General features: G+C 39.0%; 12 protein-coding genes and 1 tRNA gene. 4 read left to right on the forward strand and 9 right to left on the reverse strand.

Annotated features, from left to right (window positions below):
- The first annotated feature begins 46 nt into the window (after positions 1 to 46).
- Positions 47 to 778, forward strand: a complete 732-nt coding sequence (locus NST66_RS18795; RefSeq protein ID WP_371129326.1) for an LCP family protein — start codon at positions 47 to 49, stop codon at positions 776 to 778.
- A 225-nt stretch (positions 779 to 1,003) separates the two neighbouring features.
- Positions 1,004 to 1,369, forward strand: coding sequence for a hypothetical protein (locus tag NST66_RS18800; protein WP_028415028.1), 366 nt, complete (start codon positions 1,004 to 1,006; stop codon positions 1,367 to 1,369).
- A 27-nt stretch (positions 1,370 to 1,396) separates the two neighbouring features.
- Here NST66_RS18800 and NST66_RS18805 read toward each other — a convergent pair whose 3' ends face one another.
- From NST66_RS18805 to NST66_RS18830, 6 genes are all read right to left on the reverse strand, one after another.
- Positions 1,397 to 1,915, reverse strand: a complete 519-nt coding sequence (locus tag NST66_RS18805) for an NAD(P)H-dependent oxidoreductase (protein ID WP_033579910.1) — start codon at positions 1,913 to 1,915, stop codon at positions 1,397 to 1,399.
- A 140-nt stretch (positions 1,916 to 2,055) separates the two neighbouring features.
- Entirely contained in the window at positions 2,056 to 2,832 is a 777-nt protein-coding gene (locus tag NST66_RS18810; protein ID WP_340843646.1) for a YwaF family protein, read from the reverse strand.
- Between the two features lie 118 nt (positions 2,833 to 2,950).
- The gene (gene ltrA / locus NST66_RS18815) at positions 2,951 to 4,912 is read right to left on the reverse strand and encodes a group II intron reverse transcriptase/maturase (protein WP_325077362.1); all 1,962 of its coding nucleotides are present in this window, start codon (positions 4,910 to 4,912) and stop codon (positions 2,951 to 2,953) included.
- A 1,091-nt stretch (positions 4,913 to 6,003) separates the two neighbouring features.
- Positions 6,004 to 7,527 carry an ABC transporter permease/substrate-binding protein gene (locus tag NST66_RS18820; protein WP_155007710.1) on the reverse strand — a complete coding sequence of 508 codons (1,524 nt, stop codon included), beginning with the start codon at positions 7,525 to 7,527 and terminating at the stop codon, positions 6,004 to 6,006.
- Complete coding sequence (locus tag NST66_RS18825; protein ID WP_033579907.1) at positions 7,527 to 8,477, reverse strand: ABC transporter ATP-binding protein; 951 nt, start codon at positions 8,475 to 8,477, stop codon at positions 7,527 to 7,529. Before NST66_RS18825 ends, NST66_RS18820 begins: the two co-directional genes overlap by 1 nt.
- Positions 8,478 to 8,742: 265 nt before the next feature.
- A tRNA-Thr gene (locus NST66_RS18830) sits at positions 8,743 to 8,815 on the reverse strand.
- Between the two features lie 210 nt (positions 8,816 to 9,025).
- On the opposite strand from NST66_RS18830, the gene NST66_RS18835 reads away from it, so the two are divergent.
- A complete protein-coding gene (locus NST66_RS18835) occupies positions 9,026 to 10,078 on the forward strand; it encodes an aromatic ring-hydroxylating dioxygenase subunit alpha (RefSeq protein ID WP_028415032.1) in 1,053 nt (350 codons plus the stop codon).
- Between the two features lie 32 nt (positions 10,079 to 10,110).
- Here NST66_RS18835 and NST66_RS18840 read toward each other — a convergent pair whose 3' ends face one another.
- Entirely contained in the window at positions 10,111 to 11,634 is a 1,524-nt protein-coding gene (locus NST66_RS18840) for a DHA2 family efflux MFS transporter permease subunit (RefSeq protein ID WP_028415033.1), read from the reverse strand.
- Positions 11,635 to 11,899: 265 nt separating this feature from the next.
- Here NST66_RS18840 and NST66_RS18845 point away from each other — a divergent pair, with 265 nt between their 5' ends.
- A complete protein-coding gene (locus NST66_RS18845) occupies positions 11,900 to 12,820 on the forward strand; it encodes a TetR/AcrR family transcriptional regulator (RefSeq protein ID WP_034270579.1) in 921 nt (306 codons plus the stop codon).
- 109 nt (positions 12,821 to 12,929) lie between these two features.
- Here the strand turns inward: NST66_RS18845 and NST66_RS18850 are convergent, their stop codons facing one another.
- Both NST66_RS18850 and NST66_RS18855 read right to left on the reverse strand, forming a co-directional pair.
- The gene (locus tag NST66_RS18850; RefSeq protein ID WP_014458643.1) at positions 12,930 to 13,751 is read right to left on the reverse strand and encodes a carbohydrate ABC transporter permease; all 822 of its coding nucleotides are present in this window, start codon (positions 13,749 to 13,751) and stop codon (positions 12,930 to 12,932) included.
- Between the two features lie 16 nt (positions 13,752 to 13,767).
- A complete protein-coding gene (locus NST66_RS18855) occupies positions 13,768 to 14,670 on the reverse strand; it encodes a carbohydrate ABC transporter permease (protein WP_034270586.1) in 903 nt (300 codons plus the stop codon).
- Between the last annotated feature and the right edge of the window lie 14 nt (positions 14,671 to 14,684).

The following is a 14,684-nucleotide window of genomic DNA, read 5'->3' on the forward strand; positions in this document are numbered from 1 at the left end:
AGATGGACAGTTTGATTTTAATGGTGCAAGTGCCAATTTAGATAGCATGAATGTGCTGCTTCTCGGAATTGACTCTCGCGGTGAAGAACATTCGCGTGCCGATACAATCATGATTGCTCATTATGACAAAGACAGCAATCAGCCTAAAATTGTTTCTTTGATGCGTGATTCATATGTGGATATTCCTGGACATGGCAAAAACAAATTAAATTCAGCCTATGCATTTGGCGGGCCCGAATTAATGCGTAAGACAATTAAAGAAAATTTCGGCGTAGATGTAAACTATTATGCCGTTGTTGATTTTAAAGGTTTTTCTAAAGTTGCCGATACGATTGCCCCTGAGGGAATTACGGTTACCGTGCCACACGAAATGTCGTCAGGAATTGGCATGACGCTAAAACCTGGAAAACAAACTCTTCACGGAGATAAATTACTAGGATACGTGCGATTCCGCCATGATAGCCAAAGTGATTTCGGGCGCGTGAAGCGTCAACAAGAAGTGATTGGTAAATTAATGGATGAAGCTCTTCAAGTAAAGACACTGGCGAAAGCTCCTAAGCTATGGGGTGTCATTGATCCATATGTGGATACAAATATTCCGCCAAAAACATTTATTGTGATAGGAAAAGATTTTTTAGTTGGAAATCAGCCAGATTTAAAATCTCTTCGTTTACCGGTTGAAGGTTCCTATTCAAATGAACGAATATCCGGTATTGGTGCTGTTTTAAGCATCGACCTTGAAGAAAACAAACAAGCGTTACAGTCATTTTTAAATTAGGAAAAGGTGTCCATTAGAGGACACCTTTTTTTATACTATTCAAAAAAACTTCTGTTTTTCCTCCCTATCCTTCAAAAAATTTTCAGCTTCGACAAAAAATGGAGATAAAATGGAGTTGTTTTCTAGAAAACAGCTGTTTCTTTGGAGTTCTATTTTTTCTCCTGTATGCGTATATGAAAAGAGAAGGACTTCTTTTTTATATTTTTTAGTCAAGGAGATGAAATGATGAAATTATATGGTTTTCAATCTGAAGAAGAGCGTTCCTTTCTTCATTCTACCTATAAAGTAAACCCATTGCTTTCTCATACTGGAGATGTCAAAATCAGCTTTTTATCTTTTCAAGAAAATGATTATACCCCCCGTCAAGAAGCTACGATTCCACAGCTTCTTTTAGTCGTTCACGGGGAAGGCTGGGTAGCTGGCGATAACGGACTGAAAATTTATATCAAACAAGGTGAATCAGCATTTTGGAGAGCTGGGGAATCTTTTGAAGTCGGGAGTCTAACGGCTATGACAGGACTACTGATTGAAGGATTAGATATTGCTCCTCAAAAGCTGCTTACTTCTTTCTCGCGAACAAACGCAAATTAAAAAGCCGCTTTGACGCGGCTTTTTTTATTATCTTAGTAATTGAGCGTAGCTTTCTGCGCTATCTTGAATAACTTTGTCACTCAGGTCACCGCCTGCTCCTTGAAATAAAAATGGAGTTTGGAACTTCATACCTGTTAAATTTGCCATAGCTTGAAAAGGAAGAAGCAGATGATTCATTGGGTAACGGTTGTATCCCCCTTCTTGATAAGCTTCTGCAGGGCCTCCTGTCGAAGTAGCTACGACAAACTCTTTTCCCTGAAGTTTAGTACCTTTGCTTCCATAAGCCCATCCGTATGTTAAAACAACATCTTGCCACTCTTTTAAAAGTGCTGGTGAGCTGTACCAGTAAAATGGAAATTGAAAAACAATACGATCGAATTGAACAGCTAACTCCTGCTCTTTTTCTACATCAATTTTGAAATCGGGATAGTTTGCGTATAAATCATGAACGTACACATCCTCCTCTTTTTTTACTCGCTCTGCCCACGCTTTATTAATACGAGAAGATGCTAGATTTGGATGCGCTAAAATAACCAGTGTTTTCATTTTGATACTCTCCTTCTGATGTCTGTGCTTGCTTTTTTCTTTTCTATTTTTTACGCTTGCCTCTCACGTCTTGTTCACTCATTCTTTCCTTTTCCTTCAGGAAATCCGAGTTCGTTTACACTTATAAATTACCAGTATTATCATTCTGCTTCAATAAAATTGACTTTGCTTTTATCACCTTTAATTTTTTTATGTACCCAAAACGGAAGATAAAGGACAAGAAAGCTAAGAATCATGATTCCTTCAATCCATACTAAATACCAAGGATGAGGTCCAAGAACATCCAGCAAGGAAGCGTGCTCTGGCTTTTTCATCATGTATAAATAATTCGCACCGAGTAAACGATTCATGACATAGATAAAACCTCCGTACAGATTAACAAATACTACGCTTACCCATAAAGAACGAAACGTCGGCTCATATCTGCAGGCAGCAATTAGCATACAGCAAGCAAGTACCACACCGCCATGCGATACATAGAACTGCACATAGCGAAACTGGGCATACGCATAGCCGCCAAGGTCTGGGGTAATCATCGCTTGAACAGAGCTGCTGATCCCTGCGAAGTACACAAAATAAAAAAGAAATCTGCTTTTGGTTATCAGCATAACAACAGCCAGCAGCACGACTATATCACTCAGCTGAAGAGGCAAAGAAGTTTCAACGAACCACTGATGACATCCGATTTCCCAAGCCTGGTAGGCCGTTTCTGAAGCAATTAGAACGAGTGAAAGCAAAACGAACACAAACCTCTTTTTTCGCAGCTGCTTTCGACACAAAAAAATAACTGTTCCTATGATCACGATAATGGCTAAAGTTACAAGGTGTTCAACTGAAAAAAGCTGAAAAGAATGTTGTACAGGATGACACGATAACGATAGGTAGCCTACTAAGTGTAAAATCTGGTATGATTCCATTCTCTTTTGGGCTTTCCCCCGTTCCACACCGTGCGTGAGACTTTCACCTCACACGGCGCTCCAGCAATTCCTAAGTTTGATTTCTACTAAGTCATAAACATTTCATTGGTTTAGTTTATTAGAACAAAGTTAGTTGTTCATAGAAAGTTTTGTTAGTACAGATTAAATTGTTTCCCACAAGAAATCGCAGTTTATTTAATTTCTCTATTTGTTTATCTGTCATTTTTAGTTTGTCCACTAGCTTTTTTGCCAGAGGTTCATTAGTTAGATGTATCAGCTTGTGAATTTCTGATTTTACGAGAATAAGATTTGCGTAATTGTCGTCCTGCGTTTCGCTCCATAATCGTTTGTGATGACAATGTATGTCCGTCAGTTCAAGTTTTTCATTCATAACTCCACACCTTCCATTTTGTGCAACGAATAGGGAGATTCGATTATCATTGAACTCAATTGTTGCTCTGTCATTAATTACTGGATGTTCCCTTAGCCACCTTAATTCTGCTTCGGTCACGTTTTCCAGTCCTTTATGGATTAGTTTGCGTCCTTCTGATGTGTATTTATTAATAGCTATACGTTTACTCATAGGATTCTTATGCAGAACATACGCAAAAGGAAGAATTGGTTTTTTCATGTAAAACCTTATGGTTTTTGATCCGAGATAGGGAATAATTCCTTTATCTTTACCAACATATTTACCTACCCTTGAGAAACCGAAGGTGTCTGCTTTGCTACCTCTCGGAAGACGATTGTACATTTTCCTAGTTAAGTTTCTTCCTGGCCAATGGAAATCTCGACTTACATGGGTGGCAATACAATAGTAGTTGTGCGCTCCAATCACCATACTGTTGTACTTTCCAATATTCCTAATTATCTCTTGATGGCTTGCTGATTTTTGTAACTTTTTGATTTGGTCTGTTAATTTAGCTATTTGAATTTTGATAGCTTTTGGTGATACATGCGTCTCTGCCACGTATTTGGTTTTTCCCGTGGAAAGGCGCTTACCTTTCTTGGTCGCCTTTAAGGTAAAGCCAAGAAATTCGCTTCTTTCCTTTTTTAGGTTCGTCACTTTGGACTTTTCTTCAGAGATAGGAAGTTTCAATCTTTCCTCGAGCCATCTTTTACACGCTTTGTAAATCTTTTCGGCGTTGCTTCTTATATTCGTAAATATTTTGAAGTCATCTGCATATCTCACTATGTACATTGGTTTTAGTCTGGTTTTTTTAAGTTCGACATTCTCGTGTGAACGGTTTTGAGCTCCTTGCTTTGTTAGCTTGGGCGTCACCTCTTTTACCACGAACGTTTCCCACTGTCGGCTTATCCACCAATCAAATTCATTCAGATTGATATTGGCAAGTAGTGGACTTAAAATTCCACCTTGCGGTGTTCCTTTTGTAGGATATACAGTTGAACCATCAGTCATTATGATTGGGGCTTTGAGTATCTTTCGTATAATTACTAACAGTTGTTTATCTCGTATTCCCAATGTCCATAATTGTCGCATTAGCTTTACGTGGTTTACTTCATCGAAGAATCCTTTAATATCAACATCTATAACGAAAGTTAAATCTTGCCGATTAATCTTTCTAACTGAATCTGCAATAGCTTGTTCGGCAGACCGATTAGGTCTGAATCCATAGCTCCTAGGGCAAAAGTGTGCTTCACATATCGGTTCCAGAACTTGCAAGATACATTGTTGGATAACTCTATCCCAAAAAGAGGGTATGCCAAGAGGTCTGGTTTTCCCGTTTAGTTTTGGGATTTCCTTTCGCCTAACTTTACCTGGTGTGTAATTTCTAAATCGCCTTTTAACAGACTTAACAAAACTTTCTTGGGACATTTTTTCGACAGTTTTAATGGTGATTTTATCGACTGATGGTGTTCTACTTCCTTTATTTCGCTTAATATTTCGATAGGCTAGTAGGATATTTTTCTCAGAAACGATTATTTTCATTAGTTGTCGAAAGTTTTCTTTGTTCTTTGCCCTTTGATACAAGTTATCGAAGGTCTCTGTCATACTGTAGTATTCTGAGTTTCGAATATTCTTGTCTTTGAGCCTTTTTCCCACTGAGTGTTTATTCATGGTTTGTCACCGTCCTTTAAAATTCAGTGACCTTTTTAGTCCTACCAGAATCCACGCTAGGATTTAGTGAAATCATATTTTAACCTTAGTTATTGCCTTGTGGCTGTTCCTCCAGTTCTATTACATAACCTTCATTGGTCGTGCCACTACTTTCATCTACCATTAAAGAGGGTTATATCCTTACGGAATTTCCCCAACTAACTCGACATGCCTGCCTAGTTCTATTTCACACTATACGTTGGTAGCTTCCGACGTTCCTTTTCAGTTATCAATGATTGTACTTAGGTGCTCACTCTACTCCGTGGTTTGCTCCACTGCCTATAACAGTGTAAGAATTAGGGCATTTTCGATTACCTTTGTTTCCTTAAACCAAGTCATCTTTTCAGACCCGACTCATTTCTAAGCCGTAAAGTTATCGAAGCGTACATTCGCGAGTTCGTCAGTGGTTTGTCACATTCTCACCTTATATAATCGACGGCATACATTACTCGTCCAGTTCCATCGGGTTTATTATTCCCTTTGGCTTTCGGTTACCTATAGAAAGGCACTTCGGGTTACTTTCATGCATATGTCACCCAGCTATGGTTGCCCAAGCCGTTGCTGCGACTTGAGGTTAGGGCATATTACCGCAGAAGTTTCAAGGCGTTACCCAATCATTCCTTCTGTCACTGAAAAAGTTATACCTCTTGTAATCTAAATTTAGAATCCATTGAGATCAATCTCTCCCCGTTAGGTTATTAGCCTAACTTTTGAAATTAACGTCTCGCACCAAAAAATGAATTCATAACGGCGCCTCCTCTCCATCAAAAAACAAATTTGGTACCTTTAGCTTGTTCATAAAATCGTATTTTCATTAATGCTTCTCTCACAGCAAAAAGAGATTGAAACATAACGAAATCACGCCAATATAAAGAAGAACAAATGGGGTAAATGATCGAGTATGAATTGCCTCTTGCGCTCCAATCAATTGCTAGAAGCACCTACATATATGAAAGCTACGTCCACCATGCCAATAAAAAGATCCGAACGATTTATCGTTCGGATCTTCTTTTAGCTAAAATACTTTTGTACGGATCGTTTTGTCTTCATTTTTATTTTTTAATTAATCCTTTTTTTACTAAGAATTGATGAGCGACTTCTTCAGCCGTTTTTCCTTTTGCATTTACTTCATAGTTCATTTCACGCATTTCGTCGTCACTGATTTTACCACCCAGTTGATTTAAGATTTTTTTCAGTTCAGGGTGCTCTTTTAGCGTATCTTCACGAAGCACAGGCGCTCCTTGATACGGAGGGAAGAACTGCTGGTCGTCTTTTAAGACTTTTAAACCAAACTGTTTGATTTCAGGATCCGTTGCGTAAGCATCAAGCATGTTAATATCGCCTTTTTCAACAGCGCGATAGCGAAGCTTCGGCTCCATCGTTTTAATATTCGGGAAAGTAAGGCCATATTCTTTTTGAATGCCTACGTAGCCGTCTTCACGATCTTTAAACTCAAGCGTAAATCCTGCTTTTACTTTATCTGTTGCATTTGCCAAATCTGAAATATTCGTTAGATTATTTTCTTTGGCAAATTCTTTTGTCACGGTCAATGTGTACGTATTATTAAACTTCATTGGATCTAAATAGACAAGCCCGAATTTCTTTTTAAATCCTTCTTTTGCCTGCTTGTACACCTGTGTTTCATCTTTGCTGTCCGGCTGTTCCTTTAGATGCGTCACAATGGCTGTCCCCGTATATTCAGGGTACAAATCAATTTCCTTGTTACGCAGAGCCTCAAATACAAATACCGTTTTCCCAAGCGACGAACGAAGGTTTACTTTCATATCGGTTTGATCTTCAATTAATTCTTTGTACATATTGATTAAAATATCTTGTTCTGCGCCAATTTTCCCTCCGATAACAAGGTCTGGTTTTGTTGCGCTCATTGCTGCAAACGGAGAAACAAGAATAAGTATTAATACGATGATCATGATGAACGAGCGTTTTTTGGACCCTTTTTTAGCAGAGTGTTCAATCGTTCGCAGAATTCCATCAAAAATAAGCGCTAATAATGCTGCTGGAACGGCTCCTAATAAAATCAAACTATTATCGCTTCGGTCAATACCAAGCAAAATTAAGCTTCCGAGTCCGCCTGCTCCGATAAGAGCCACGATTGTCGCTGTACCAATAATGAGTACCATCGCTGTGCGAATTCCGGCCATAATGACAGGAAGCGCTAGAGGAAGTTCTACTTTGATTAATCGTCTCCACGAGTTCATCCCCATGGCTTTGGATGCTTCAATTAAAGATGGGTCCACTTCTTTAATTCCGGTATATGTATTTCGTACAATAGGAAGAAGCGAATATAAAAACAGTGCAATAACCGCGGGAAAGGTTCCAATTCCGACAAGAGGAATCAGTAATCCTAATAAAGCGAGTGAAGGAATGGTTTGCAGTACGGCTGTTACGCCAATGATCGGTTCAGCAATGCGGTCATGCCTCGTTAAGTACAGTCCAAGCGGCACTGAAATTAATACGGCGATCACAAGAGCCAGTACTGAAATTTGAATGTGTTCAAGAAGAGCTTGAAACAGGGCATCTCCTCGTTGATCTAATAATGTGCTTAGTGCATTCATTACAGCGTTCCTCCTTCTTTCGTTTTATCAGAAAGAAACGCTAATAGAGTTTTGCGCGTTACAACGCCAATGCGTTTGCTCCCTTTTTTCACAGCTATTGCTTCATGGTCGTAAAGGGCGTCCATTGCCTGCTGAACAGTGGCGGTTGAAGCTAGCTCTTCAGTAGGTTCTACGTCTGGCTGTTCACTTTCTTTGACAAACATATCCAATGTCTCAAATAAAGTATTTCCTTGATTTCCAATAAATGTTTTTACAAACTCATTTTTAGGCTTTTGAATGAATTCCTCCGGGGTGCCAACTTGAACGATTTCCCCATCTTTCATCAGGCAGATACGATCTCCAAGCGTCATGGCTTCGCTCATATCATGCGTAACAAACACAAATGTTTTTTTGATTTTTTCTTTTAAGCTAATAACATCTTGTTGAAGCTGTTCGCGGCTTAACGGATCGAGGGCGCTAAAGGGTTCGTCCATTAAAATAACGGGGGGATCAGCTGCGAGGGCACGTGCTACACCTACACGTTGCTGCTGGCCACCTGAGAGCTCAGACGGCTTTCGGTTTCGATATTGCTTTGGGTCTAGTCCTACCAAGGTAAGCAGTTCATCAATACGCGTTTTGATTTTGTTTTTCTTCCAATGCTTCATCTCCGGTACAATGGCTATATTCTCAGCAATGGTCATGTGAGGAAAAAGAGCAATCTGCTGTAGCACATAACCAATGTTCCAGCGCAGCTCATGTATGTTGTGGTCCAATACGAGCTTATCTTTTATGTATAGTTCTCCTTCGGTAATATCATGAAGACGGTTAATCATTTTTAAGGTGGTTGTTTTCCCACATCCACTCGGACCAATTAAAACGAAAAACTCTCCTTCTTTTATTTCTAGATTAATATTTTTCACGGCGGTCGTACCGTCTGGATATTGCTTTGACACATTCTTAAACGTAATCAAATTATCGTTCACACTCCCTGTTGAAATTTAACCCCTAGTTTCGTGTACCCAATACTTAGAGGCAATAAACATTCTTTTAAGAATATTTCTAAATATGATTCATAAGACATAGTGGAAAAGATACACATGTTTTCTAACAGCCTCCTAATAAGGCTATCAAACTGTTAAAGTTTTCACAAGGCGGGGAAGAATAATTCGGAGAATAAATTTAAAGCCAATCCAAATAAAAAAACCTTCTTTCAACAAGAAAGAAGGTTTTTGAGTATGCTAGCGACAGGGATCGAACCTGCGACCTCTTGCTTACCATGCAAGTGCTCTACCTACTGAGCTACACCAGCGTCTTGGAAAATTATATCACGTTTAAATTTATTTAGGAAGCGCTTTTTAAATTTTTTTTATTGGTATATTCTCTAATTTGAGTCTTCTGAAATTCGCACTTTCTACAAAGTTCCATATTTCATGTTAGAACTTCTTACATAAATTGTGTGAATTTTCTTTTTTTATATTACCCTTAGTAAAATAGCTTACAAAAGAAGGGAAGAAAATAGATGGAACAACAACCAACCATGACAAAATCAAAAACGGCAACTCCCTACCCAAGAGACTGCACGTTCAGCCTGGAAGATTGGACGACGCTTGCTAAGTATTGGTACCCCGTCGCACGCTGCAGTGATGTAACAGAAAAACCAACGTCCGTAAAATTACTAGATGTAAATCTAGTTTTATACCGCACCACACACAAAGTTGTAGCGGCACGTGATTTATGCGTTCACCGAGGCACTCCGCTTAGCATGGGCTGGGTGGAAGATGATGAAATTGTCTGTCCTTACCACGGCTTCCGCTACGCAACGGACGGCGCATGCACGTCAATTCCAGCTCACCCTGACGCCAACATTTCTCCCCGTCTCTGTATGGCCGTCTATCCAGTTATTGAACGATATGGATTAGTGTGGACGTCCCTGACAGGAGAACAAGATAACCTGCCTTATTTCGATGCGTGGGAGGACCCTGATTTTCAGCAAATTGTTTGTCCGAGCTTTGATATCATGGGTTCAGCCGGTCGTCAAATGGAAGGCTTTTTAGACGTAGCTCATTTTGCTTGGGTTCACACAGACACATTTGGTGATCGAAACAACGCCTTTGTGCCTAAATATAAAGTAAGCGATACAGACTATGGGCTTCATGTAGAATATACGAGCACCGTGAGCAATTATTCCAAAGAACAGCAGCATTTAAATCCACCTGATTTTAAATGGCTTCGCGTCTTTGATGTTTATCCCCCGTTTACAGCTACGCTAAAAGTATACTTCCCAGAAGGCGCAGAGCTGTGGATTATGAATGCAGTCTCTCCTATTTCAGCCCGCGAAACACGTTTATTCGCGCCAATCGCTCGAAACTTTGACAAAGATTCTCCCGTTGAAGGTGTGTATGACTTTAACCTTCGCGTCTTTGACGAAGACCGTGAAATGGTTGAAAACCAAAAACCTGAAGACTTGCCTTTAGACCTGCAGATGGAAGCGCATATTATGGCTGATCAAACGTCCATCGGTTACAGGAAATTATTAAAGAAAATGGGCTTAAGCTTTAGATATACAAGCTAAAAAAAATCCCCGCTGTCTCAGCGGGGATTTTTTTATTTAGCAAACTGCTCGCGTGCTGCTTTTTCCTTTATCACTTCATCTTCACTTGCCGGCGTTGCGCGTTTCATGAAGAATGAAAGAATTAAGGCAACCACCACTAGGACTACTGAGACAGCAAACGCATCGTTAATCCCTTGTACCATTGCCTGCATCCCAATCTGTTCTTTCATTTGAGCTGCCCCGGCTGCGGTTGCATTAGCTGCTCCTGCTCCGCTCATTGCATCTTGAGCGAGCTCTTTTGCATGAGTAGCTGTACGGTTTGACATCACCGTTACTAAAAGAGCCGAACCAATAGCTCCCGATACTTGTTGAAGCGTATTGTTCATCGCAGTACCATGCGGATTAAAACGCTGCGGAAGCTGATTTAATCCGTTTGTCATAACCGGCATCATCACCATAGACATTCCGAACATACGAAGCGTGTAAAGCGTAATGAGGGTTGTATAGGTCGTATCAAGCTCTAAGTTACTGAAGAAATACGTCGTAACGGCTGTAATCGTTAGACCCGTTACAGCCAATGCACGCGCTCCGAATTTATCAAATAATTTTCCGGTAATCGGTGACATCACACCCATTAGCAGCGCACCTGGAAGCATTAGTAATCCTGAATGAAGCGGAGAGATGCCTCGTACCGTTTGAACATAAATTGGCATTAGCAGCATGGCTGAGAATAATGCCATTGTGATCACCATCGAAATCGTTGATGATAAAGCAAACATTGGATATTTAAAAATGCGGAATTCAAGCATCGGTGTTTTAAGCTTGAACTGACGTGTAATAAATAAAATCAGAGCCACAGCTCCTACGATAATGGTACCGTATACTTCCACAGAATCCCAGCCTTTATCCCCTGCTGAGCTAAACCCGTATAGAAGTCCGCCAAATCCAATTGTAGATAGCAAAAGGGATAAAAAATCCAAATTGATTTCCACTTTTTCTTTTTTGTCTTTTAATAGGAAGAAAGCGCCTATTAATACAATGGCTGCGATTGGCGTAACAAGGTGGAACAGCATTCTCCACTCATAGTGTTCAATTAGCCATCCTGATAATGTAGGACCAATTGCCGGAGCAAAAATCATAACTAAACCGAAAATCCCCATCGCAGCTCCGCGTTTTTCTAATGGAAAACTTGTAAGCAATACGTTCATTAAAAGCGGCATCATAATAGCTGCGCCTGACGCTTGAATAATACGAGCGGTTAACAACACAGAAAATACGGGCGAAGCACCTGCAAGTATTGTTCCTGCTGTAAATAAAGTCATCGCCGTTAAAAATAAGCCTCTGACAGAATAGCGCTGAATTAAAAAAGCGGTAGTTGGAATCATAATACCATTCACTAACATATAACCAGTAGAAAGCCACTGGACAGTTGACGTTGTCACATCTAAGTCTTTCATAATAGACGGCAGCGCCACATTTAATAACGTTTCATTCAATAATGAGATAAAAGCGCCAATTAACAAAATAGCAATTATGCCATAAGGCGGCTTTTCCATTTGATTTATCGATCGACTCATTATTGTACCTCCTTATACTTTAGGTTCATTTTTTTAGACACTTGTTCTACATAGAGTATATTATACTGTGAGTTCAATTTATGCAAGTGCAAAATCTTACGTTCACGTTCTTTATTTTCTCAACTTTTTTAGTCCTATAATCCTTTTATACCAATATATTGTCGTGATATCGTTCAGTTTTCTGAAAAGAACATTTGTGTAAACGCTTTAAATCATGTATCATAAAGTTGGACCATGAGTCTAATTTTACATTTAGGTGATAATAATGAATAATCGAAAACAGCAAGTTGTAAAAAATGCACACCATCTCTTCGTTGAAAAGGGATTTCAAGCTACATCCATTCAAGACATCATTGATTATAGCGGCATTTCAAAAGGAACATTCTACAACTATTTTTCTTCAAAAAATGAATTGTTAATCGCTGTTTTTACCTGGCTTCATACAACAATTGAACAAGAGCGCAATCAGCTGCTGGTTGGTAAAAGTCTGACCGATGTAGATGTATTTATTAAACAGATCGATGCGCAGATGAAAAACCATCACAAACATAAATTTTTTACGTTACTTGAAGAAGTATTTGTTTCTAATGATCCTGATTTAAAAGCATACATAAAAAAAACCCAGTTCATTGAAGTAAACTGGTTCTACAAACGGTTTATTGATTTATTTGGACAAGAAAAGAAACCTTATCTGCTAGATTGTGCAATTATGTTTCTTGGCATGCTTCACCGCAACTTTCACTATAATTTTATGGTCAACGGTACAAATACTGATCCCCATGAGATTATAACTTACAGCGTTAAGCGTCTGCTTCCTCTTGTAGACGAAGTAGCAAGTTCAGGAGACATTTTGCTCGATCCGCAAACGATCAAAGAATGGCTTCCATCTTGCCCAAATACTAAAAATCAAATAGAACAGGACATTTCCGCAGCACTTATCGATTTAAAAAAGCAAGCTCACAAACAATTTACGGATGAATTCGAACGTCAAAAATGCACAGAGCTTATTAGTTTTATTGAAGAAGAGATGTTTAAACAATCGAATCCACGCAAGTTTGTTGTGGATAGTGCCCTTCATTCATTAAAGCAGCTGCCTGTTAACAACAGTAAAACGAACCTAGAGGAACTGCAAACGATGATTGATCAGTATGTGAGTGAACTTCAATCAACAGCTAGAAGCAACTAAACATATGAAATTCACGCTCACCATAACAACAAAAAACGAACGATTATGATTTTTTAATTAATCGTTCGTTTGTAATTCCAACTAAAATACTTTTATCCCAGCCTCTTTTTTATTTTCCTCCAGTAAACGAAATTCCTTTAATGAAATATTTGTTAAAAAACGCATAAATGAGCAAAATTGGAAGTGTAAAAACCATGGAAGCTGCCATAATATAGTTCCAATAACTGATATACTGACCTTTAAATGTGTTAAGACCTAAAGTCAACGTAAACATATTTTCATCAGACATCACAATTAAAGGCTTCATAAAATCATTCCAAAACCCCATAAATACAAAAATCGTTTGTGCTGCTAAGGCAGGTTTTGCAAGTGGAAGGACTATTTTGAAGAATGTTCCAAACTTCGATAACCCATCCAACTCCGCTGCTTCTTCAAGCTCTTTTGGGAAATTAATAAAAAATTGACGCATCATAAATATAAAAGTCGCATTTACCATTCCCGGTACAATCATTCCCTGATAGGTATTTAACCAGCCTAACTCTTTTAAAATTAAAAAATTAGGAATCATCGTTACTTGTCCAGGAATCATAAGCACCGCTAAAATAATAATAAATAAACTTTTCTTTCCCGGGAAACTGAGGCGTGCAAGGGCATAACCAGCCATTGAGTTAAATAGCAAATTTAGAGCTGTTCCTACTACGGCAATGAATAAGCTATTAAACATCCAGCGAGGGAACAGCTTTTGTTCCACAAAAATTTGTTTATAGTTGTCTAGCGTAAAGTGTTTCGGAATAAAGTTCACCGTACCTGACACAATTTCTTCTAGCGTTTTAAAAGAAGCGGACAGCGCCCAAATAAATGGAATCAGAGTAATCAGCGCGTATATGCTTAAAATCGTATATAAAATGAGGACTCCTGTTTTTTTCTTCATCTTTTTCTTCCCCCCCTTAGTACATACTTTCTTCTTTTGAAAACTTTCTCTGAATAACCGTTGCCACCAAAATCACGAGCGCCAGCATAAAGGCTAGTGCTGCAGCATACCCCATAGTACCTAAATTTTTAAATGCATATTGATAAATAAGCAGAACAACAGTCAGAGTCGAGTTATTAGGACCTCCTGAACCTCCTGAGAAAATAAACGATTGATCAAATAACTGAAACGTACCAATCAGTCCCATGATCACTACGAATGATGTAACCGGTCGCAGATTCGGAACTGTAATATGCCAAAATCGTTGAAATACATTAGCCCCATCTAACTGAGCTGCTTCATAAAGCGAATCTGGTACGTCTTGCAAAGCTGCCAAATAAATAACCATAAAAAATGGAGCTGTTGCCCAGATGTTCATAATCATAATGGCAATCAAAGCGACCTGAGGATCTCCAAGCCAATTGTAAGTTGGAAGACCAACAAACTTTAAAAACTCGTTCACAATTCCATTTTGATTGTACATCCACATAAAAATAAGCGTTAATACAGCCGATGATGTAAGTGTAGGTAAAAAATAAATAATGCGAAAAACTTTTTCTGCTTTTAGCCCTGCATTTAATGTGGCCGCCAGTATAAGTGCCAATGCGGTTTGTACCGGTACAACAATTACTACATACTTCACCGTATTCCAAAGAGCAATTTTAGCTTTCTCATCTTCAAGAACCTTCATGTAGTTCTCAAGCCCTCGAAAATGGAACTCAGTTCCTCCCAGCAATTGAACTTTATGTAAAGACAAAAAGATGGCATAAAAAATAGGTGCAATAACAAACAGCAATAGTACAAACAGTGTAGGTGTCATAAAAGCATATCCTTGCCCTACATCACGAGGTTTGTACGTTCGTATTTTTCCGTCTTTCATTTCCTCCACTCCCC

The sequence above is a fragment of the Priestia sp. FSL W8-0524 genome (genome assembly GCF_038005965.1).
In the GTDB taxonomy this organism is placed as follows: Bacteria; Bacillota; Bacilli; order Bacillales; family Bacillaceae_H; genus Priestia; species Priestia zanthoxyli.